This is a genomic window from Glutamicibacter sp. AOP12-B1-11, from assembly GCF_052379245.1.
Classification (GTDB): Bacteria; Actinomycetota; Actinomycetes; order Actinomycetales; family Micrococcaceae; genus Glutamicibacter.
On sequence record NZ_JBQSYL010000033.1, the window covers coordinates 21,861 to 43,195 of the forward strand.

At 59.4% G+C, this 21,335-nt stretch carries 19 protein-coding genes; 16 read left to right on the forward strand and 3 right to left on the reverse strand.

Annotated features, from left to right (window positions below):
* The first annotated feature begins 31 nt into the window (after nucleotides 1–31).
* The 12 genes from dxr to ACT3UQ_RS16910 all read left to right on the forward strand — a co-directional run bounded on the left by dxr (nucleotide 32) and on the right by ACT3UQ_RS16910 (nucleotide 12,022).
* Nucleotides 32–1,255: a 1-deoxy-D-xylulose-5-phosphate reductoisomerase gene (gene dxr / locus ACT3UQ_RS16855; protein ID WP_096287314.1), complete on the forward strand. Its 1,224-nt coding sequence runs from the start codon at nucleotides 32–34 to the stop codon at nucleotides 1,253–1,255.
* Nucleotides 1,252–2,601, forward strand: a complete 1,350-nt coding sequence (locus tag ACT3UQ_RS16860; protein WP_444637568.1) for a M50 family metallopeptidase — start codon at nucleotides 1,252–1,254, stop codon at nucleotides 2,599–2,601. Before dxr ends, ACT3UQ_RS16860 begins: the two co-directional genes overlap by 4 nt.
* A 23-nt stretch (nucleotides 2,602–2,624) precedes the next feature.
* Complete coding sequence (locus ACT3UQ_RS16865; RefSeq protein WP_096287310.1) at nucleotides 2,625–2,924, forward strand: YciI family protein; 300 nt, start codon at nucleotides 2,625–2,627, stop codon at nucleotides 2,922–2,924.
* Nucleotides 2,925–3,457: 533 nt separating this feature from the next.
* Nucleotides 3,458–4,012: an NADPH-dependent FMN reductase gene (locus ACT3UQ_RS16870; protein ID WP_096287308.1), complete on the forward strand. Its 555-nt coding sequence runs from the start codon at nucleotides 3,458–3,460 to the stop codon at nucleotides 4,010–4,012.
* A gap of 130 nt (nucleotides 4,013–4,142) precedes the next feature.
* Complete coding sequence (gene ispG, locus ACT3UQ_RS16875; protein WP_096287306.1) at nucleotides 4,143–5,309, forward strand: flavodoxin-dependent (E)-4-hydroxy-3-methylbut-2-enyl-diphosphate synthase; 1,167 nt, start codon at nucleotides 4,143–4,145, stop codon at nucleotides 5,307–5,309.
* Between the two features lie 19 nt (nucleotides 5,310–5,328).
* Nucleotides 5,329–6,150, forward strand: a complete 822-nt coding sequence (locus ACT3UQ_RS16880; RefSeq protein ID WP_258137659.1) for a GNAT family N-acetyltransferase — start codon at nucleotides 5,329–5,331, stop codon at nucleotides 6,148–6,150.
* A gap of 194 nt (nucleotides 6,151–6,344) precedes the next feature.
* The gene (locus ACT3UQ_RS16885; protein WP_444637569.1) at nucleotides 6,345–7,046 is read left to right on the forward strand and encodes a hypothetical protein; all 702 of its coding nucleotides are present in this window, start codon (nucleotides 6,345–6,347) and stop codon (nucleotides 7,044–7,046) included.
* 71 nt (nucleotides 7,047–7,117) lie between these two features.
* Nucleotides 7,118–7,852 (forward strand): hypothetical protein, encoded by a 735-nt coding sequence (locus ACT3UQ_RS16890; RefSeq protein ID WP_105553707.1) that lies wholly within the window; start codon nucleotides 7,118–7,120, stop codon nucleotides 7,850–7,852.
* A gap of 76 nt (nucleotides 7,853–7,928) precedes the next feature.
* Entirely contained in the window at nucleotides 7,929–8,663 is a 735-nt protein-coding gene (locus ACT3UQ_RS16895; RefSeq protein WP_105553706.1) for a hypothetical protein, read from the forward strand.
* Between the two features lie 123 nt (nucleotides 8,664–8,786).
* A complete protein-coding gene (locus ACT3UQ_RS16900; RefSeq protein ID WP_105553705.1) occupies nucleotides 8,787–9,197 on the forward strand; it encodes a hypothetical protein in 411 nt (136 codons plus the stop codon).
* 182 nt (nucleotides 9,198–9,379) lie between these two features.
* Nucleotides 9,380–11,167, forward strand: coding sequence for a proline--tRNA ligase (locus ACT3UQ_RS16905; protein ID WP_105649305.1), 1,788 nt, complete (start codon nucleotides 9,380–9,382; stop codon nucleotides 11,165–11,167).
* Nucleotides 11,168–11,215: 48 nt separating this feature from the next.
* A complete protein-coding gene (locus ACT3UQ_RS16910; RefSeq protein ID WP_444637570.1) occupies nucleotides 11,216–12,022 on the forward strand; it encodes a sulfite exporter TauE/SafE family protein in 807 nt (268 codons plus the stop codon).
* A 492-nt stretch (nucleotides 12,023–12,514) separates the two neighbouring features.
* On the opposite strand, the gene ACT3UQ_RS16915 is transcribed toward ACT3UQ_RS16910, so the two are convergent.
* The 3 genes from ACT3UQ_RS16915 to ACT3UQ_RS16925 form a co-directional block, all read right to left on the reverse strand.
* Nucleotides 12,515–13,243: a response regulator gene (locus ACT3UQ_RS16915; protein ID WP_444637571.1), complete on the reverse strand. Its 729-nt coding sequence runs from the start codon at nucleotides 13,241–13,243 to the stop codon at nucleotides 12,515–12,517.
* A 16-nt stretch (nucleotides 13,244–13,259) separates the two neighbouring features.
* Complete coding sequence (locus ACT3UQ_RS16920; protein ID WP_105649304.1) at nucleotides 13,260–14,510, reverse strand: sensor histidine kinase; 1,251 nt, start codon at nucleotides 14,508–14,510, stop codon at nucleotides 13,260–13,262.
* Between the two features lie 339 nt (nucleotides 14,511–14,849).
* Complete coding sequence (locus ACT3UQ_RS16925) at nucleotides 14,850–15,911, reverse strand: hypothetical protein (RefSeq protein WP_141393561.1); 1,062 nt, start codon at nucleotides 15,909–15,911, stop codon at nucleotides 14,850–14,852.
* A 164-nt stretch (nucleotides 15,912–16,075) separates the two neighbouring features.
* Here ACT3UQ_RS16925 and rimP point away from each other — a divergent pair, with 164 nt between their 5' ends.
* From rimP to infB, 4 genes are all read left to right on the forward strand, one after another.
* Nucleotides 16,076–16,642: a ribosome maturation factor RimP gene (rimP, locus tag ACT3UQ_RS16930; protein WP_096287286.1), complete on the forward strand. Its 567-nt coding sequence runs from the start codon at nucleotides 16,076–16,078 to the stop codon at nucleotides 16,640–16,642.
* 2 nt (nucleotides 16,643–16,644) lie between these two features.
* Nucleotides 16,645–17,628, forward strand: coding sequence for a transcription termination factor NusA (gene nusA, locus ACT3UQ_RS16935; protein WP_096287284.1), 984 nt, complete (start codon nucleotides 16,645–16,647; stop codon nucleotides 17,626–17,628).
* A gap of 172 nt (nucleotides 17,629–17,800) precedes the next feature.
* Entirely contained in the window at nucleotides 17,801–18,121 is a 321-nt protein-coding gene (locus ACT3UQ_RS16940) for a YlxR family protein (protein WP_096287282.1), read from the forward strand.
* A gap of 167 nt (nucleotides 18,122–18,288) precedes the next feature.
* Nucleotides 18,289–21,288, forward strand: coding sequence for a translation initiation factor IF-2 (infB, locus tag ACT3UQ_RS16945; protein ID WP_096287280.1), 3,000 nt, complete (start codon nucleotides 18,289–18,291; stop codon nucleotides 21,286–21,288).
* Nucleotides 21,289–21,335 lie beyond the last annotated feature (47 nt).

A 21,335-nucleotide genomic window follows, 5' to 3' on the forward strand; every position in this document is an offset into this window, starting at 1 on the left:
ACTTTGGGAGCTCACAGATATAACGGCCATAATGGGGTGGGTGAGCATCCAATCTTCTTTTAAAACTGCGGACCATCCGCGCCGTGTCACGCTGATCGGTTCTACCGGATCCATTGGCACCCAAGGCCTGGATGTCATCAAGAATGCCCCGGAGCAATTTAGCGTCGCGGCACTGAGCGGTGGCTACAATCTCAAGCTCCTCGCCGAACAGGCAGTCGCCTTCCGCCCGGACCTCGTGGGCGCGGCGGTAGAGAGCAAAGATGAACTCGCATCCGCGATTGCGCAGGTGGCGCAGGACAAAGGCGTAGGCGACTACTCCCCGGAACTCCTCGCAGGGCCGCAGGCCGCCGCGCAGATCGCTGGCTATATGGAATCTGATGTGGTGCTCAACGGCATTACCGGCGCCATCGGATTGGAACCGACCATCGCGGCGTTGAAGGCCGGACACCTGCTCGCGCTGGCGAATAAGGAATCGCTGATTATCGGCGGCCAGGTCGTGAAGCAGATTGCCGCTCCCGGGCAGATCTCTCCGGTGGATTCCGAGCACTCAGCTCTTGCCCAAGCCCTGCGCTCGGGCACCCCGGAGGAAGTCTCCAAGCTGATTGTCACCGCCTCCGGTGGACCATTCTTCGGATATAGCTATGAGCAGCTACGCGAAGTGACCCCGGCGCAGGCGCTAGCCCACCCAACCTGGGATATGGGGCGGATGGTCACCACCAACTCTGCGACCATGGTCAACAAGGCGCTAGAAGTCATCGAAGCCCACCTGCTCTTTGATGTGCCGCTGGAGCGTATCGAACCGCTGGTGCACCGCCAGTCGATAGTGCATTCGATGGTTGAGTTCATTGACGGTTCGGTGATCGCCCAGGCCTCGCCACCGGATATGCGGTTAGCGATTGCCTTGGGCATCAACTGGCCGCATCGCGTGGCCGGAGCCGCGAAACCCTGTGATTTTTCCACCGCCGCATCGTGGACCTTCGAACCCTTGGACGAATCGGTCTTTACCGCGGTGAAATTGGCGAAGCAGGCCGCTGCCGCCTCCGGCACCCATATGACCGTGTACAACGCGGTGAACGAAATTGCGGTTGACGCCTTCCATGAAGGCAAGATCCGCTTTACCGACATTGTTGAAACCATCGACCGGGTGTTGGAAGACTATACCCCGGTGAACGCCGAGCTTTCGGCGGAGCTAGTGCTAGAGACCGATCGGTGGGCGCGCGCCCACGCAATCTCGTTGCTGAAGGAAAAAGCATGAGCGTATTAATGTTCCTTGGCGGTGTCCTGTTCATGGTCGTCGCCATCGGGATGTCCATTGCCTTGCACGAGGTAGGGCACCTGCTTCCGGCCAAGAAATTCGGACTGCGCGTTCCGCAATACATGATCGGTTTTGGCAAGACGATCTTTTCGGTCAAGCGTGGCGAGACCGAATACGGGCTGAAGACACTTCCGCTGGGCGGATACATCTCAATGGTGGGCATGTACCCGCCGCGCGCGGCCAGCAAAGCCGGCGCGGCGCAGAAGAAGCCGAGTTTCTTCGACAAAGTCTTCGGGCAAATGGTTGACGACGCCCGTTCGCAGGCCAATGAGAACGTGGAAGCCAGCGACGAAGGCCGGCTGTTCTATCAGCTGCCCATCTATAAGCGCATCATCATCATGCTCGGCGGACCCTTCGTCAACCTGCTGCTCGGGTTCCTGCTGATCGGCGTGGTGATCACCGGTTTTGGCGTGCCCACGGCGACCACCACCGTCTCCGAGGTGTACCAGTGCATCGCGAGCGCCGAAAATTCTGAGGCGACCGAATGCACCGCCAACGACAAGGAAGCTCCGGCCTACGCCGCCGGGTTGCTCCCGGGAGACACCATCACCGCCGTCAACGGCGCCCCGGTGGCGCACGATGCCTGGTATGAACTCACCGGTGTGATCCGTGACCACCCGGGGGAAAGCATCGCCCTGGAATATGAACGCGGTGGCATCATGCATGACACCACGCTGACGCCCTATCTGACCGAACGGCCGGTGCTGGATGCAGATGGCTATCCGGTGACCGACGAGAACGGCGCCATGAAAACCGCGCAGGTTGGGTTCGTCGGGATGGGCTCGCAGGAGAAAAACATTTCCCAGCCGGTCACCGAAATTCCCGGCGTGGTGGGGGACCAGCTGCTGAACATCGGCAACGTCATACTGCACCTGCCCCAGCGCATGGTCGACGTAGCACAGGCCGCCTTCGGTACCGAGGAGCGCGACCCGAACGGTCCGGTCTCCATCGTTGGTGTGGGACGTATCGCCGGTGAAATCAATGCTCATGAGGGCATCGAAATCAATGACAAGATCGCCTCGTTGCTCTCGCTGGCCGGTGGACTGAATCTGGCGCTATTTGCCTTCAACTTGATTCCCTTGCTGCCGCTGGACGGCGGGCATGTGATCGGTGCCCTCTACGAGGGACTGAAGCGTACCGTAGCCCGGATCTTCGGAAAAAAGAACATCGCTCCGGTGGATACCATCAAGCTGTTGCCCCTCACCTACGTAGTCGTTGCTGCGATGCTGGTCATGGGCGGGCTCTTAATATACGCAGACATCTTCAAACCAATCACGATCTTCTAGGCCTGGCGAAATAAGCTGTAGCCATGACTGTTTTTGCTGTTGAATACACCTATGCTCAGGACTCGACCGAACTGCGCAACGAACACCGTCCGGCGCACCGCGCATACCTCGGTGAGTTCCTTGGAGAAGGCTCGGTTCGTCTTCTCGCCTCGGGTCCCACCCCGGCTGCCGACGGTGCTCTGCTCATTTTTGTAGCTGAGGATAAGTCCGCCCTGAATGAGGTGCTGGCCAATGATCCATTCAGCAAGGTCGGCGCGCTAGAGCAGACCGACATCACCGAATGGAACCCGGTCATGGGCCTGCTTTCGCAGTTCGCCTCCTAAAAAGTCAATGCTTATCGACCCCGACCGCAGGCCTTGGCTTTGTGGCCGGGGGTTTCATTGATTCGTTGAGCGACAAGAGCGCAATGAATTTTGGCCTCTCGCGTCCGCCGCTAATCGAATTGCAGCTGCAATTTATGCGTAAGTATCCATCGTTTATTAGCGCTGCCTCTTTGCCGCACAATCTTTGGCCAGGTGAGAAAGCGAGGGGTGAGCGTCCCTTGAGGTGCCGAAGAGCGAATGGGCATTGGTATGCAGGCCATCTTCAGAGGGCGGCGGGAGCATGACCTATCGGCGCGAAAAGAAGAGCAAGAAGCGATATTGCCGCTTTTGACTGAATTGGACTAATCGGGACTGAGCAGCCGCGGCTTTACCGCTGACTGGTTGGTGCACGCGCAGTTATGACCCAGGAGTTCTCACGAGTGTGCCCTAAGTCATATCTAGTGGCGGAATTGAATCTTCTGATCACTCGTTGGAGTAGATGAAGCGTCAGCTTTGTCTACTTATTGATTCACTAAATATAGGAGAAGCACAATATGGCAACAAAGGTCATTACTCTGGTCGGTTCCCTGCGCGCTGGTTCAACCAACCAGCAGTTGGCAGAAGCTACCGCGCTGAACTCCCCAGAAGGCGTTGATGTGAGCGTGTACTCGGGCCTTGACAGCCTGCCGTTCTACAACGAAGACCACGATGTTGAAGGCGGTGTGCCTGCGGCGGCACAGGCATTGCGCGATGCTGTTGGCGCGGCGGATGCGCTGCTGCTGATCTCCCCTGAGTACAACGGCACCATGCCAGCCGTTCTCAAAAACGCCATCGACTGGCTCTCGCGCCCGTTCGGTGCTGGCGCCGTGAAAGACATGCCATCGGTTGTCATCGGCACCGCTTTCGGCCAGTACGGTGGCGTATGGGCTCAAGACGAAGCCCGCAAGGCGCTGAACATTGCAGGGGCAAACGTCCTTGAGAACGTCAAGCTCTCCATCCCCAACTCGGTGGTTCGCTTCGCCGAAACTCACCCGAAGGATGACGCTGAAGTTGCCGAACAGGTTGCCGAAGTGCTGGGCAACATCCGCACCGTTGCAGAAGCCAACTAAGTAACTTTTCTTGAATCTGTGATGAAAAGCCACGGCGCTCGTCGTGGCTTTTCTCGCATCCTTACCAATAGCACGCCAGACGGTGCGATACTTGATATAGAAATACCTACAATCACTTCGGAGGCATCCATTGACTTCGGTCAAACTCGGCATGCCGGCGGCACCACCGCCGGTAATCACTCCACGTCGTAAGACCCGTCAGTTTAATGTTGGCAATGTGGGCATCGGTTCGAACTCGCTTATCAGCGTGCAAACGATGACCACCACCAAGACGCATGACATTAACGCAACCTTGCAGCAGATCGCCGAGGTGACGGCCGCCGGTTGCGATATTGTGCGCGTCGCTTGCCCGACCGATAAAGATGCCGAAGCCTTGCCGATCATCGCGATGAAATCGCAGATCCCGGTCATCGCCGACATCCACTTCCAGCCGAAGTACGTATTCGCTGCGATTGAGGCTGGCTGCGGTGCCGTCCGGGTGAATCCAGGCAACATCCGCAAATTTGATGATCAGGTTAAGCAAATCGCTCAGGCTGCCAAGGATCATGGCACCTCGATTCGTATCGGCGTCAACGGTGGTTCGCTGCACCCGAAGCTACTGAAGAAGTACGGCAAGGCAACCCCGGAGGCACTCGTAGAGTCGGCCATCTGGGAAGCTTCGCTATTCGAAGAACATGGCTTTCACGACTTTAAGATTTCGGTCAAGCACAGCGACCCAGTCATCATGGTCCGCGCCTACCAACTCTTGGCTGAGTCCGGCGACTGGCCATTGCACCTCGGTGTTACCGAAGCCGGCCCGACCTTCCAGGGCACCATCAAGTCCTCCGTTGCCTTCGGCTCATTGCTCTCACAGGGCATTGGCGACACCATCCGCGTCTCCCTTTCGGCTCCACCGGTCGAAGAGGTCAAGGTTGGTAACCAGATCCTCGAATCCTTGAACTTGCGTCCCCGAAAGCTGGACATCGTTTCCTGCCCATCCTGTGGTCGCGCTCAGGTGGACGTCTACACGCTGGCCGAAAAGGTCACCGCCGGACTAGAGGGCATGGAAGCCCCGCTGCGCGTTGCGGTGATGGGCTGTGTTGTTAACGGCCCGGGCGAAGCACGAGACGCCGACCTCGGCGTAGCCTCCGGTAATGGCAAGGGGCAGATCTTCGTCAAGGGTGAAGTTATCAAGACCGTCCCCGAGGACCAGATTGTCGAAACCCTTATTGAAGAAGCTAATCGTTTAGCTGAAGAAATGGATCTTGGCGATGACGAGAATCCTGCCTCGGGTTCTCCCGTGGTCTCCGTCAGCTAGACAGAGCCCGCCCGGGGAAGTGCGGGTCTTGGGACGTAGAGATACTGCGGCCCTACTCGCATTGCTTGATCAAGACCCCGTAGCTAATATCTTTACCCGGTCGCAGCTTGCTCTGCACCGTTCCGCCGTTCCGGATGGTTTTGCCCACCTGCTCGGCATTAACGGTGAAGAGGGGCTGGAATCGGCATGCTGGGTGGGCGCAAATATTGCGCCCACCGCCATGAGCGCTGAACATGCGCGCGCCTATGCTCAGCAAGCGCTGGAGACGCGCCAACGTTTCGCTTCGGTTTTTGGCCCAGCCGAGACCGTGCTGGCGATGCAAGATGTCCTTGCCTCGGGACCCCAGACATTCTTCGACGTCCGTGAAAATCAGCCATTGATGACTATTGCGCACCAGGCGAATATCACGCCGATTGAGTCTCTGCGCGTGGCGACCTTGCAGGACTTCAACCTTGTCTTGCCTGCTAGTGCTGCAATGTTTGAAGAAGAACTTGGATACTCGCCGTTGGACAGTGGCGGTGGATATTACCGAACCCGGGTGCGTCAGTTGATTCGCGAAGGGCACACCGTGATCGACGTTGACGAGTACGGCGAGATTATTTTCAAGGCGGATCTTGGAACCGTCACCACTTCGGTAGTTCAGATCCAAGGTGTTTGGATTAGCCCCCGCTATCGCGGACAGGGACTTGCCGCCGGATATATGGCAGCCACGGTTGACTATGCGCTGCGATTTGCGCCGGTTGTGAGCTTGTATGTGAACAATTACAACGAGCCTGCCATTCGGTCCTATGAACGGGTGGGATTCGAGCAGGCTGGAACGTTCGCGACGATCCTTTTCTAGTACGTCCAGAGATCTGACGCGCGCAGTTGTCGACTGCAGGTTGCTCATGGCCGCAAATCCTCGTGTCGGACCAGAATCGTCTCATCAAGAACTGGTAGAAAACGCGGCGTTTTTGCACGGCATGCCTCGGGCTCAGAGGCCATAATCCGCCGAGAACGGTGCGCAATCTTCTAGACTCGAGCACAGTAACTATCGTGACAGGAAAATCTGTGGCTCTTGCCAATTGCTCTAAAACGTACCTCGCCTCGGCGCTTTGCCTCGCGGCGCTCCTGCTTAGCGGTTGCAGTACCCCGTCTGTTCCCAATGAGGCAACGGCGGGAAGCGCACTGCAGATCAACGCCGATGAACTTGAAAAGCAGCTCAAGGAATTCGTCAAGGATGATTCCAAGGCGAAGGTCATATCGGATTCGCAATTGCGCAAAAGTATCCCCGAAGCACAGGCCTGGATTGAGGGATTGAAAGTTTCGCCAAGTAAATGCGGTGTTACCTTCGCCGCTCCGGTCACCGAACAACTTGCCAAGGCCAAGATGTCGGCGGTGGAGTTTGAAGATCGATATCTGACGGTTGCGGTCTATCAAGACGAAGAAGCATTGCAGGCCCAATGGGAAAGCGAAGCTAAGGCGAGCGCCGACTGCGCACGATATTCGGTGACCATCAACGGGAAAACTCTCGCCTACCATTTGGCGAAACAACCAACTAAAACAATGGCGCCGTTCAATGACGCCTATGTGGTGACCAGTAGCGATGGCTCACAAACGCAACAGCAACTCATGGTGCGAGCGGCACAGGGTAACGTGATGGTCGGTATCCAGCAACAGACGACTGCAGAGCAAACGCAAGAGCGCCTCCAAGACGCTTCGGAACGAATCGACGCGTTGTTCGCCGAACTTGAGTAGCACCTCGGGGCTGCGAATTTCCAGCATTTCTAGCCAGGCTTGGAGCCGTGGCGCATTCTAAGGATTGATCTATGACCAAGCGTTCCCTCTGGCTGCTACCTCTGGCTGCAGCCCTGATTCTCACTGGCTGCTCGGGAAGCGATAATGCTGATCCGGTAACGGCGGAGTCGAGCCCCGCGCCGTCCCAGAAGCAGGATCAAACAAGCGGGGCATCGCTCTCCGCAGATCAGGTCAAGGACGTGGTCACGAAGCTTGTGGGCGAGGACTCTACTGCGCAGATCTTGGACAACGAGGTGATGAAACCCCAGTTGGAGAATGCCAAGGCCATGGAAGGCAGCAACGGGATCAAGCCGGAGAAGTGCGCCAAACAGCAAGAAGAGTACACCGTCACGGACCTGACCGGCACAGTGGCGGCATCTGCAACGGTCCAGGGGGACTCCACGGGCAAAGTGATCCAGATATTCTCGATCACCGATGCACAGACCCGGAAAAATATCTCTGAGGCTCTGAAGCTGTCCGACATCGAAGGATGCGAATCGATCAGCGTGAGCGTCTCGGGTCAGGAAGTAAACACGGACCGACAGATATTGGACCTTGACTCAACCGCAGACCAGGCGCTGACGATGGCCACGCAAATGAAGGTTGGGGCGGACGAGTACCTGAATTCGGTCGCGGTGCAGGCTCTCGAAGGCAATAATTTCGTTCTGGTGACATTTTCCAGTGGAACCGTGGAAGCACCCTTGCTCGCGGGAGAAGCGATGAAGCTGGCCGATCAAGCGTTTGCCGAAATCAAATCGTTGCAATAATTAGGCCTTGGGCTTTTATTTCTAACCATTATTCAAATACAGTGGAAGCAACACCATTCAACGTGAGGACTGAATCATGAAAAAACGTTCACTTTGGTTGCTTCCGCTTGCAGGGGCGCTGGCGCTGACCGGTTGCGCGGACTCGGGCAATGAGGCCCCGGCGGCATCGGATGAGGCGCAAGCCTCGGAGCAAGCCCCGGCAGCGGAGCCTTTGAGTTCCGCAAAGGTAAAGGAAGTCGTAGAAAAGTTAGTAGCCGATGAATCCGGCGCGCAGATCATCGACGGTGCTGCGATCGCAGAGTCTCTGCCACAGGCGAAGGAACTGGTCAAAGGCATGAACATCGAGCCTGCCAAGTGCGCGGAACTGGTCGCGCAGCAAAGCTCATGGGACATCGAAGGCATCAATATGGCCGTTGCCACCGTCGCGGGCGCGGAGGCCGGTGAGTCAACCAGCTACAGCGTTGCATCCTACGAGGACGACGCAAAGCTATCCGAGATCAAGAAGACCGTCGAGGCCAAGGATCTGCAGGGCTGCGACAGCTTCTCCATGGAAATGCAGGGAATGAAGCTCAACGCTTCGGCTGAAATGCTTGAAGCCACCTCGGACGCCGAAGTGACCACGGCAACGAAGACGAGCATCAGCATGGAAGGCACCGAGGTGCCGATGGGAAGCTACACCGTTCAGGGTCTTGTCGGCCCCAATGCGGTGTCCATTTCCTACTCCGGTGCGGTTGAGGATGAGCAGGCTAAAATCGACGAGCTGGTCAAGGAGCTCAACGTCGCAGTTGCAGAGTTGGAGAAGGCTCAGTAACGCGAGATTTTTCACCATTCGCCGCCTGCTTCCATTCTGGATGCAGGCGGCGTTGCTGTATGCCAGCTCAACATATACCTTGTGCACTTGCGAATCCTCGTGTGCGCGCGAGAGCATGGGAGGATGGCCACGATTGCAGACATTCGAGTAATAGCAGCAGCGCTGCCTCAGCTCGAGGAAGGCATTAGTGGATATGGCAGCGGAGCGAAGTGGTCGGTGCCCCGCGGCATGGTCATCTGGCGGCGACCGCTGGGGAAAGCTGACACGAAAAGACTCGTTGATCAGGGGCAATCTGTCCCGCAAGGCGAAATCTACGCGGTGCGCACCGCCTCGGAGATTGCCAAGAAAGAACTGATTGATGCTTTCGGAGAACTATTCTTTGATATTCAGCATTTGACCGGGACCGACATTGTGTTATTCCATTTAGAACACATCAAGATAGATCAGCTTCGTGAAGTGATCATCGAAGGGTGGTTGGCGAGAGTTTCGAGCACGACGGCCAACGCCTGGAGAGAAACCCTCCCAGGGCAGTAGTTTTTCTATTGCGGTAAGAATCACGGTAGTCTCCACAGCCTTAGGAATACTAGGGTTTTGCCTATAGAGGTTAGGATTGTGGAAGGCTATTTTTAGGCCAATTACACATCAGATTTTGCATAGCTGAGTCGACCTCCAGTGGCACACCATGGACCGGCGACTTACGGAAAAGGACGCCCCGCGTGGTTTTGAAGCTTTCCACCCTGTTCCTGCGCACCTTGCGCGAAGATCCGGTTGAAGCAGAAGTAGACAGCCATAAGCTGTTAGTTCGTGCCGGATACATTCGCCGCGCAGCACCGGGCATTTATACCTGGCTGCCACTGGGCTTGAAGGTGCTTGCTCGCGTAGAAGCTATTGTTCGCGAAGAAATGAACGCCATTGGTGCTCAGGAAGTTCATTTCCCGGCACTGCTGCCACGCGAGCCTTACGAACAGACCGGACGATGGACTGAATACGGCGAAGGCCTTTTCCGCCTGCAGGACCGCAAGGGTGCGGACTACCTGCTTGCTCCAACGCACGAGGAAATGTTCACCTTGCTGGTCAAGGACCTGTACTCCTCGTACAAGGATCTTCCTGCCTACCTGTACCAGATCCAGAATAAGTACCGCGACGAAGCACGTCCGCGCGCAGGCCTGCTGCGTGGCCGCGAATTCATCATGAAGGATTCGTACTCCTTCAACATCGATGACGAGGGTCTCGACGAAGCCTATGACGCACACCGCGGAGCGTACCTTCGTATTTTCGAGCGCCTGGGCCTAGAAGTCGTGCCAGTGTTCGCGCAGGCAGGTGCCATGGGTGGCTCGAAGTCCGAGGAATTCTTGCACCCAACTGCCATCGGCGAAGACACCTTCGTGCGTTCGCCAGGCGGCTACGCGGCCAACGTTGAGGCGGTCACAACCGTCGTTCCCGAAGCAATCGATTTCAGCGATGCTCCGGCATTCGAAGTCCTCGATACCCCGGAAACCCCAACCATCGAGACGCTGGTTGCCGCCGCCAACGAGCTGCGCCCGCGCGCAGAAGGCGAATGGGCTGCCGCCGACACGCTCAAGAACGTTGTCGTCGCGGTCATCGACCCCGAAGGCAACCGCCACGTCGTGGTCATAGGAGTGCCCGGGGACCGTCAGGTCGACTTGAGGCGCGCGCAAGCAACCATCGGCATGGCCCTGGATATCAGCGGTGAAGTGCTGGTCGAGGCGGCAAGCGCCGAAGACCTCGCCAAGCACCCCGAGCTGATCGCCGGCTACATTGGCCCAGGCAACGGACTGGACCAGCAGGTGCTGGGCTCCGAAGCCTCCAGCGGGATCACCTACCTGGTTGATCCGCGTGTGGTCTCCGGCTCCAGCTGGATCACCGGCGCCAACGAAAAGGGCAAGCATGTCTTCGGTCTGGTGGCCGAGCGTGACTTCTCCTTCGACGGCACCATCGAGTCGGTTAATGTGCGCGCAGGCGACCCAGCTCCGGACGGCTCCGGTCCGCTGCGTGCCGAACGCGGTATCGAAATGGGACACATCTTCCAGCTCGGCCGTAAATACGCGGCAGCCTTGGACCTCAAGGTGCTGGACAAGAACGGCAAGCTCTCTGTGGTCACCATGGGTTCCTACGGTATTGGCGTTACCCGTGCGGTAGCAGCCCTCGCCGAGGCCTACCACGACGAAAAGGGCCTTGCCTGGCCAAAGCAGGTCGCCCCGGTCGACATCCACATTGTCGTGACCGGCAAGGGCGAAGAGCTGCTGGCAGCGGGCGAAAAGCTAGCCAAGGAGTTCGAAGCCAAGGGCATGGAGGTTATCTTCGATGACCGTGCAAAGGTTTCGGCCGGCGTGAAGTTCTCCGACGCAGAGCTGATCGGCGTGCCGACCATTGTTGTGGTGGGCCGCGGGCTAAGCGACGGAGTCGTTGAGGTCAAGGACCGTGCCACCGGCGAGCGTCGTGACGTTGCCGTTGCCGACGTGGTGGAAGAGCTGACCGCGTAAACTGCCGGCAGCTTTTCACAAGCAATAAATGAATAGAGGTGCAGCGCGGTGCCGGAGATTTTCTCCTTCTTGTCACTTGATGGTGTTGAGTTCAGCTGGACGTCGCTGATCCTGCTATTACTGGCAGGGTTTGCGGCTGGTTGGATCGATGCAGTTGTCGGTGGCGGTGGATTGATCCAGTTGCCCGCGCTGCTTCTCTTTCCCGGAATGAGCCCGGTGCAGGCCCTGGCCACGAATAAGCTGGGTTCCATTTTTGGCACCGCCACCAGCGCGATTACCTACTACAGGCGGACTAGTCCGGACCTGAAAACGGCAATTCCCATGGCCCTGATGGCCATGGTTGGTGCCTTTGGTGGTGCGGCCATTGCCACGATTCTTCCCGAAGAAGCCATCCAGCCAATCATTATCGCCGCGTTGGTGGCGGTGCTGGCCTTCACTATTTTCAAACCCAAGGCCGGAGAGCTGAGCAAGCTACGCTACCGGGGCAGCGGGCACTACCTGCGGGCGGTATTGATCGGGCTGATCATCGGCGGCTATGACGGAATGATTGGTCCGGGCACCGGATCATTTTTGATCATCGCCATGGTCACGGTGCTGGGGTACAACTTCCTGCAGTCCTCGGCCAAAGCGAAGATCGTCAACCTCGCCACCAACTTTGGCGCTCTGGTGTTGTTCATTCCGGCTGGACACGTGGTTTTCGGGTTGGGGTTGGCCATGGGATTGATGAATATGGCTGGCGGCTACCTCGGTGCCCGCATGGCGATTTCCAAAGGCAGCAAATTCATCAGAATCATTTTCGTGATCGTGGTGTGCGCACTGATCATCAAACTCGGTTCAGACATGATCTTTGCCTAGGGGTGCAACTGTTCCCGGGAATCGGCCCAGCGGAAGGCAGCCAGCCTGCCTGGCTAAAATCTTCGCCTTTCCGAAACCGGTCAGCGGGTTGCCTCGGTGGTTGGCGGCGGCTAACTGCTCAACCTGGAACCCGCGGAGAGATATATGCCGTTTAACCACGAATTGCCGGTTCGCTTAGATTGCGAGCCGACAATTCTTGGAGGCAATGTCCCCATACTGCCTTACCTAGAATCAACATCAATCAGCCTTGACCCATCCCCATAGGCCGGGCGCGTTGAGGAAGCTGAGCTTTTGGAATTGCCCCAAAAGCTTCCCCCAAACGCAGGTCCCCAAAAAGACTGACCGTCATCTAGGACGTCATGCGGTGGCAACAACAGCTCCCACGAGGCCACACCCCCGTACCGGTGAGGGATTGCTGTGGCGTTGTTTCTAGGTTCTCAAATTGAGGTTCTGCCGTCGTCATACCTGCACGGTATCTTTCTCTGGAAACTTTCAGTTTCGTCCCGGGATCTTGTCGTCCGCCCGGCTGAAGCCCGAGCGGTAGGCCAAGGCCACAGCCGAGGCGCGGTCCCGCGAGCCGGTCTTGAAGAGGATTCGGGCCACGTGAGTTTTGACGGTCGCCTCGCTGAGCACCAGCAGGTCTCGGATCTCCTGATTGGACAGGCCCGCGGCCACTAGTCGCAGGACTTCCTGTTCGCGAGGAGTCAGCAGCTCGGTGATGTCCGGCAAGGCGGAGGAGCTCATGTGCAGGCGCTGTACGAGCCGGGTGGCAGCCGTCGCATCCAGCCAAGTCTCACCGGCCGCTACCCGCCGTATCGCGGCCGCGATCTCGTTGGGCAAGGCGTGTTTCAGCAGATATCCACTTGCACCGTTTTGGAGCGCCTTGACCACGACCTCCTCATCATCAAAAGTTGTCATAATCAGCACCCGGACCAACCGGTCCTGGTTCTCCCGAGTTTCACGAACCAGTTGCTTGGTGGCCTCGACCCCGTCGATCCCAGGCATGCGCACATCCATGAGCACCACGTCGGGGAGGTGCTTGCCAGCAAATTCCAATGCTTGGGGCCCTGAGCTCGCCTCGCCGATCACCGCGAGGTCAGGCTCGGCGGAAAGCAACATGGAAATGCCAGCGCGGACCATCGGCTGATCATCCACTATGAGGATGCGAATTCTGGAACCCGAATTCGGGCCGTGGTCGGTGGGTTCTTGGTCTGAGATCATCGTGTTGACGCTCCACTCACAAATCATCCGACGAGCTGTTATGGCCCGAGCCTAGTTCAGTTCGCACGGGCAGAACCGCTTTGACGAGAAAACCGCTATCGGTAGGACCGCTGACTAGTGTTCCTCCGCAGATAGTGACGCGTTCGCGCAAGCCCAGCAGCCCGAACCCGCCCGAGAGGCCCGACTTTTCGATGATTCCGGATAGCGAACGGATGGATACTGTCAGCTCTTCGGACTCCCAATGGGTTTCGACGTAGGCTTTGGCGCCTTGACCGGCGTGGCGCATCACATTTGACAGGCCCTCTTGGACTACACGATAGGCAGCGTGTCCGACGCTTGGATCGAGCGGACGCTCGGGGCCGGAAATAGACTCGTGGATTTCGACCCCCGAAGTTCGCGCCGCCTGGATGAGCTCGGCAAAGTCGGAGATTCCGCGCGGCGGAGAATCTGGGGCGTCTCCCTCGCCGCGCAAGAGTCCCAGCAGGCGGTGTAGTTCGCGGATGCTCTGCTCCGCGGTCTGCTGCATATCCGCGAGTGCCGCATCCAGGTCAATTTCGCGCGACTTGGTGCGTTGCACCGCCCTCAGGCCAGCGGTCTGCAATACGATCGCCGTGAGCGAGTGCGCCACAGAATCATGCAGGTCGCGGCTGATACGCAGCCGCTCCGTCGTGGTGGCTTCTTCGCGGGCACGAATTGCCCAAGCACGTTCCGTGCGCAACGTGCGCTCATAGCTGGCCAATGCCACGCCCGAGCCCCACACCGCGAGAACCAGCAGCGTGAAGACGGCCGCGCTGGGGAGAACCGTCGTGAGGTTACCGATGACTTGCAACTTCGTGGAAACCAACGAGGCGGTCAGTATCGGGATGGCTGCGCCGATCAGGGCCAGATATGCCCTGCGTCGCGGCAAGCGCCGGGCCAGGTAGAAAACGGCAATGAGGAACCCGACCATCATGGTCGGTGCCATGGGGTCGATGAGGCAGCCGGTGCTCAGCAAGATCATCGTGTAGTAGCCAAGGATCGGCGAGCGGGTCATCACGAAGGTGGTGTAACCCAGAGCAGCAACCGTGATGATGATCCAGGATGGAATTGTCCCTGCATAGCCCCCGGGGTTCCTTGCGGACCAGACGATCATCTCGAAGATAAACCCGGCGATAGCAACGAACAGGCGTTGGACCAGATCTTTGCCTGGCACCAGCGTGGCTACCCGGACGCCGCTTGCGGTGCCGCGCGGGGAATGCGCCTGTCCTGAGGGCGTGGAGAAACTCACCGTGGAATCCTTTGGCGGGATGCAGCGTAGTCTGAGCCGGTAAAACCGAGGCCGCAAGGGACGTCCATTAGCCGACTACCTGAGGCTTCGCAGTAATTGCGAGGGTTCCTCGCGACCGAGTGCCGGTCCACCAGAGGATGATGCCAGGCGTCAAAAGGACTGCGAGCGCCTGGCTGCCGAAAATTCCACCGGGGGAATCAAACACTGGGAACTCCTCAGAATCTGTGCGGTTGAATGTATCTTGTCACACACGGCGATGCGGGCACATCATTCTGAGCAGGTACGTTTTCGGCCGCTGAATCGTTCAGACCCAGGCGTGCAGGTAATACTTGGCGAGTATTACTCGCTGGCGTTCAGCAGTTCTGGATCTAGTCCACGTTGGCGCTGCTCAATCAGAACCTGCCAGGTCGTTTCGGCCAACGTGCCTTGCGCGCTGTCCTTCGCGGCACCCGATGCAAGAGCTAGCGCTTGAACAAAATCGTCCTCGGCTTCTGTGGCCAGCGAACCGAGCTCATTGAATCCGTCCTCGGGCAGAACATAGGCCGACTGGCGTAGGTCCGCACAGTCGCCTGGCAGCACCGAGCGCACCTTGCGCAGTTCGGCATTCAACATCGTGCGGCGCTCTTCGATCTGCGCCGCATCCGCGTTGGCTCCGCGCGCAGCCTGCAATTGCAGGATGTAGTCCAATGCATAGCCGCGGTCCAGCGCCCGGGCCACCCGTACGTCATCATGCAACGCCGGATCGGAAATCGGGGTTTCCGCGTCTAGGAGCTTCAGATCCCTGAGGCAACCCACAGGTTCCCCCTCGGCTTCGCCCTGCCCGGAGAGCAGCGGGGCGGGCAGCTGATCCACCGACTCCTGCTTGGCTACGGTGCGTAGCGCGCTGCGCGCTTCGAGATTTGTTTGGAAGGCCAGCTGCGTCAGCGCGGGTGCCAGCGGTGCCTGCTCTTCGGGGATGGCCGGCATATGGGTGCTCAGCTCGGCAACCTGTTCGGCCAGTTTGGAAACCGCCTCGGGGCTGAAGCTTTGCGCCAACGGCTCCGCTGGCTGATCCTCGAAACTCAACTGGCCAACCAGCCGCGAGCCATGAGCCAAGGTGGCGCTCAATTCGCTCAGGGCGCCGGCGCTGTCCGAGCCTGCCAGCGCGGCCAACGCGTCGGCCTGGGAGGCGAGTTGCGCCAGGGTTGAGCCGTACTGCCACAGCTGGAGCTGCGCTTCGGAACTTCCGCGGATTTCCTCCGGCAGGCCACGATCTTCCAACGACCCTCGAAAGATGCTCATGCCCACACCCCAGGTGAGGCCAGCGCATAGAACTCCGGCTAGCAGCGGTGCGATCCAGCCCGGTGCGCGCCTGGCTTTTGGGGTGCGTCGGGTGGGTTGCGGTGTCGAGTTCTCAGTCATGGCGATTCGATCATGCCATGAAGTTGCGCGCTAAGCCCGGTTCAAACGCGCTGAATGCGCGAATTGCGCGTGAGTTCTTTCACCTGTGCCCATTAAGCAGTTCTCATCTTGCGTGCGTGCATATACCCTTAAAGGACAACATCGAATAACGTGGGAGGATATCCATGACCGCTAAGCCGGCTGATACCGAACAAGAGGCACAACGGTTGACGACCGTGCTGGAGAAGGAAGTGGAATCCCACGGGCTGGTGCTGGAAGAAGTCTCTGTCCGCCCTTCGGGAAAGCAGATGACCGTGCAGGTCATCGTCGACAAGGCTGACGGCACCCAATCGGTGATTTTGGACGAACTTGGTGAAGTAACTACCACCATTTCTAATGCCTTGGATCAGGACGCCAAATACGCGTCAGTAGATCCATATGAACTCGAAGTAAGCTCCCCAGGTCTTTCGCGCCCACTGACGCTGAATCGTCACTGGATCCGTGCGAAGAACCGGATGGTGAAGTTTAATCTCTCCGACGGCAGCAAGCTGCGTGGCCGGCTGACCGAGGTCACCGACACCGAGGTAGTCATTTCCGTGCACCACGAGCCTGCCAAAAAGGGCATGAAGGTCAAGGTCGACGAACCGAAGACCTTCGCCCTGGAAGATATCCGCAAGGCAGTCGTTGACCCGGAAATCAATTTCGACGACGCGCTATTTGAAAACATTGATAACGAAGATTTGGAGGGCTAGGCATGGATATTGATCTCGATGCGCTACGCATCCTGGAAAAAGAGCGGGACATCCCGATGGATGTGCTGATCCCTACCATCGAGTCGGCACTGCTGCTGGCCTACAACAAGACCGACGGCGCAATGCCCGGTGCTCGCGCTCATATCGAGCAAAGCAATGGACATGTGGCAATCCTCGTCGAGGACCGCGATTCCACCGGCGTGCTGCTGGGCGAATTTGATGACACCCCGCACGGTTTCGGCCGCATTGCCGCGTCCACCGCACGTCAGGTGATCATGCAGCGTCTGCGCGAAGCCGAAGACGCAGTGGTCGTGGGGGAGTACTCCTCCCGCGTGGGCACGCTGATCTCCGGGGTCATCCAGCAGGGCCACTCCTCGCATATGGTCCAGGTGAATATCGGTGAGGTCGAGGCACTGCTTCCACCGCCCGAGCAGGTTCCAGGCGAGCGTTACACCCATGGCAGCCGCTTGCGTTCCTATGTGGTCTCCGCCGAACGCGGTACCAAGGGCCCGGCAATCACCTTGTCGCGTTCGCACCCGAATCTGGTTCGCCTGCTGTTCGAAATGGAAGTTCCAGAGATCGCAGACGGCACCGTCGTGGTTGAGGCCTTGGCCCGCGAAGCAGGGCACCGCACCAAGCTTGCGGTGCACGCCACCCAAGCCGGAGTGAACGCCAAGGGCGCTTGCATCGGTGAAATGGGTACCCGCGTGCGTGCGGTGATGAACGAGTTGAACGACGAGAAGATCGACATCGTTGACTACAACGAGGATCCGGCCAAGTTCATCGCTGCCGCTTTGTCCCCATCGAAGGTCGTCTCGGTCGAAATCCTCGACGAGGACGAGCGTCGCGCTCGTGTAGTCGTGCCGGACAGCCAGCTGTCTCTGGCCATCGGCAAGGAAGGCCAGAACGCGCGTCTGGCCGCCAAGCTGACCGGCTGGCGCATCGACATCATTGCCGCATCCGGTGGCAAGGAACCACAGTTCTAATTTTGAGCAATTCCTGATCCCGGTCAACGGGAGACGGAAAATAGATTTGCCTAGCACGTTTTTTGGCCTCGGCGTACCTGTGATCTGGACCTCACGCGTGCGCCGAGGTCTAAACGCGCTAGACTAGTAGTTGGCTCGTTGACAAGTTGTGGAAGGTGAGGATGGCGCTCGCATGAAACTGCATCAGCAACGTACGTGCATTGGCTGTCGAACCATCACATCTCAAGATGAGCTACTCCGTTGGGTTTTGAATCAGGACTCACCGCTGCGCGGTGTGCATCTGGATCTTTCGGGCTCCGCCGCAGGGCGGGGTGCCTGGACCCATGGAACCGAAAAGTGTGTGCGGCATGCTGTGCGACGCAAGGCATTTTCCCGAGCTTTTAGAAGTTCGGTTGATGACTCCTGCGTGGCACAGCAGTTCGCCGCATACGAAGATCAGTCGGCAACGGGCCGGCTATCTGGCAATCATGATGAAAGCGGGTCAGAAATCTGATGGCAACCCGATGAGTCCGCTAAGTTGAGCGCACAACGATGAACAATCGGTTTTGCGTGATCCACCGTGCGGCGGAAGAATTTCACGAATTACAACGCTGATCAGCCAGAACACCCAAGTCTTATTGAACCCGGGGTTCTAGCCGATCGCATCGACACAGGAGAGATGTGGCTAAACCCCGCGTTCACGAGCTCGCTAAAGAGCTCGGAATTACTTCAAAAGAAGCCCTAACTAAGTTGCAGGATATGGGCGAATTCGTTCGCTCTGCTTCCTCAACCGTTGAACCTCCGGTAGCGCGCAAACTGCGCGATGCCTTCCCAGGTTCGGCAGCCCCAGCCAAGCCAGCAGGCTCGACCCCAGCACCACGTGCTGGCGGTCCAAAGCCAGGCGCTAAGCCTGCGGCCAAGCCAGCTGCCACCCCGGCTACCCCAGCAGCTAAGGCTCCGGAAGCTCCGGCGGCCCCAGCTGCTAAGTCGCCAGCTGCTCCGGCGGCTCCAGCCGCTCCGGCGGCAGCAGCACCAGCGGCCAAGGCTCCCGAGGCGGACGCCCCGGCAGCCAAGGCTCCGGCAGCCCCGGCCCCGGGCGGTCCACGCCCAGGTCCAAAGCCGGCACCCAAGCCAGCTGGCGCCCCACGCCCCGGCAACAGCCCGTTCTCCTCGCAGCAGGGAATGCGCGGCGGGGATGAACGTCGTGGTTCCCGCGACGGCGGCCAGAACCGTGCACCACGCCCACAGGGCGCCGGCGCAGGAGCTCCACGTCCAGGCGGTCCACGTCCGGGCAACTCGCCATTCTCCGCACAGCAGGGAATGCGCGGCGAAGGCGGCCAGGGCGGTCCACGTCCAGCAGGCCGAGGCCCACGCCCCCAGGGTGCTGGCGGTCAAGGTACCGGCGGTCCGCGTCCACCACGTGATGGTGCACCAGCTCGCGGTCCACGCCCACAGGGTGCCGGCGGACAGCGTCCGGCCGGCCAGGGCCAGGGCGGTCCACGCCCAGCAGGTGCCGGAACCGGCGCACCACGTCCGGCAGGTGCCGGCGCTGGTGGCGCAGGCGCCGCAGGTGGCGCAACTCCACGTATGATGCCTAACCGCACCGATCGTCCGGCTCCAGCAGCCGGCGGTCGTCCGGGTGCCGGCGGTCGCGGTCGTCCAGGTGGCGGCGGCGGTCCAGGTGGCGCTCCGGGTGCCGGTGCAGGCGGCGGCGGATTCCGTCCGGGCGCTCCACGCGGCCGTGGCGGCGTTGGCGGTGCCTTCGGTAAGGGCGGCGCCGGACGCGGCAAGCAGCGCAAGTCCAAGCGCGCCAAGCGCCAGGAATTGGAGCAGATGAGTGCTCCGAGCCTGGGCGGCGTCAACGTTCCACGCGGCAACGGATCCTCCGAGATCCGCCTGCGCCGTGGTGCGTCGATCACCGACTTCGCCGATAAGATCGGCGCAAACCCGGCAGCACTGGTCACCGTGCTCTTCCACCTGGGAGAAATGGCTACCGCCACCCAGTCGCTGGACGAGGCGACCTTCGAGGTCCTCGGTGCAGAGCTGGGCTACAAGGTCCTGGTCGTCTCCCCGGAGGACGAGGACAAGGAACTGCTCGAAGGCTTCGGCCTGGACCTGGATGCCGAACTTGAGGCTGAAGGCGAAGCCGAGCTCGAAGAGCGTGCCCCGGTCATCACGATCATGGGCCACGTCGACCACGGTAAGACCCGACTGCTGGATGCAATCCGCAAGTCGAACGTCACCGAGGGCGAGCACGGCGGCATCACCCAGCACATCGGTGCCTACCAGATCAACCACGAGCACGAAGGCCGCGACCGTGCGATGACCTTCATCGATACCCCGGGCCACGAGGCGTTCACCGCCATGCGTGCCCGTGGTGCCGAGGTCACCGACGTTGCAGTGCTGGTTGTCGCAGCGGATGACGGCGTCATGCCGCAGACCGTTGAGGCGCTAAACCACGCACAGGCTGCCGGCGTGCCGATCATCGTCGCGGTCAACAAGATCGACAAGGAAGGCGCCAACCCTGACAAGGTCAAGGGCCAGCTGACCGAATACGGTCTGGTTCCCGAAGAATACGGTGGCGACACCATGTTCATCCATGTCTCGGCGCTGCAGCGCGATGGTATCGACGAATTGCTCGATGCCGTGCTGCTGACCAGCGACGTGCTGGAACTGCAGGCGAACCCTGACAAGTCCGCCCGCGGTGTAGCCATCGAAGCGAACCTGGACAAGGGCCGCGGTTCGGTTGTCACCGTGCTGGTGCAGTCCGGTACCTTGGCAGTGGGCGACACCATGGTTGTGGGCACCGCCCACGGCCGTGTGCGTGCCATGTTCAACGAAAACGGCGAGAACCTCGACGTGGCCCTGCCGTCGCGTCCGGTTCAGGTCTTGGGCATGTCCTCGGTGCCACGCGCCGGCGACGGCTTCCTGATCACCGACGACGAGCGCACCGCACGCCAGATCGCCGACAAGCGCGAAACCGCAGAGCGCAACGCCATGCTGGCCAAGCGCCGCAAGCGCATCACCCTGGAAGACTTCGACCAGGCTGTGGCAGATGGCAAGATCGATACGCTGAACCTGATCCTCAAGGGCGATGCCTCCGGTGCTGTCGAAGCACTGGAAGACTCGCTGATGAAGATCGACGTGGGCGACGACGTGCAGCTGCGCGTGATCCACCGCGGCGTCGGCGCGATCACCCAGAATGACGTCAACCTGGCAACCGTTGACAATGCCATCATCATTGGCTTCAACGTGCGTCCGGCAGAACGCGTGGCAGACCTGGCCGATAAGGAAGGCGTTGACATGCGCTTCTACTCGGTCATCTACTCCGCAATCGATGACATCGAAGCTGCCCTGACCGGCATGCTGAAGCCAGAGTACGAGGAAGTTGCCCTGGGCAGCGCCGAGATCCGCATGGTCTTCCGCTCTTCGAAGTTCGGCAACATCGCAGGTTCGATCATCCGCTCCGGCACCATCAAGCGAAACACCAAGGCACGCCTGGTTCGCGATGGCAAGGTAGTGGGAGACAACCTGAACATCGATTCGCTGCGCCGCGAAAAGGACGACGTCACCGAGGTCCGCGAGGGCTTCGAGTGTGGTATCGGCCTTGGCTCGTTCAACGACGTCAAGGAAGGCGACATCATCGAGACCTTCGAGATGCGCGAAAAGCCACGAGCTTAATCCTTAGATGAGCAACGGCGTGGGCGCGCACCGGGAAACAGACCCGT

Coding starts and splice junctions, on each gene's coding strand:
- ACT3UQ_RS16870 (WP_096287308.1), top strand. CDS start 3,458: ATGGCAACAAAGGTCATTACTCTGGTCGGTTCCCTGCGCGCTGGTTCA.
- ACT3UQ_RS16860 (WP_444637568.1), top strand. CDS start 1,252: ATGAGCGTATTAATGTTCCTTGGCGGTGTCCTGTTCATGGTCGTCGCC.
- dxr (WP_096287314.1), top strand. CDS start 32: ATGGGGTGGGTGAGCATCCAATCTTCTTTTAAAACTGCGGACCATCCG.
- rimP (WP_096287286.1), top strand. CDS start 16,076: ATGACCGCTAAGCCGGCTGATACCGAACAAGAGGCACAACGGTTGACG.
- ACT3UQ_RS16865 (WP_096287310.1), top strand. CDS start 2,625: ATGACTGTTTTTGCTGTTGAATACACCTATGCTCAGGACTCGACCGAA.
- ACT3UQ_RS16915 (WP_444637571.1), bottom strand. CDS start 13,243: ATGATCTCAGACCAAGAACCCACCGACCACGGCCCGAATTCGGGTTCC.
- ACT3UQ_RS16940 (WP_096287282.1), top strand. CDS start 17,801: ATGAAACTGCATCAGCAACGTACGTGCATTGGCTGTCGAACCATCACA.
- ACT3UQ_RS16900 (WP_105553705.1), top strand. CDS start 8,787: ATGGCCACGATTGCAGACATTCGAGTAATAGCAGCAGCGCTGCCTCAG.
- nusA (WP_096287284.1), top strand. CDS start 16,645: ATGGATATTGATCTCGATGCGCTACGCATCCTGGAAAAAGAGCGGGAC.
- ACT3UQ_RS16925 (WP_141393561.1), bottom strand. CDS start 15,911: ATGACTGAGAACTCGACACCGCAACCCACCCGACGCACCCCAAAAGCC.
- ACT3UQ_RS16895 (WP_105553706.1), top strand. CDS start 7,929: ATGAAAAAACGTTCACTTTGGTTGCTTCCGCTTGCAGGGGCGCTGGCG.
- ACT3UQ_RS16890 (WP_105553707.1), top strand. CDS start 7,118: ATGACCAAGCGTTCCCTCTGGCTGCTACCTCTGGCTGCAGCCCTGATT.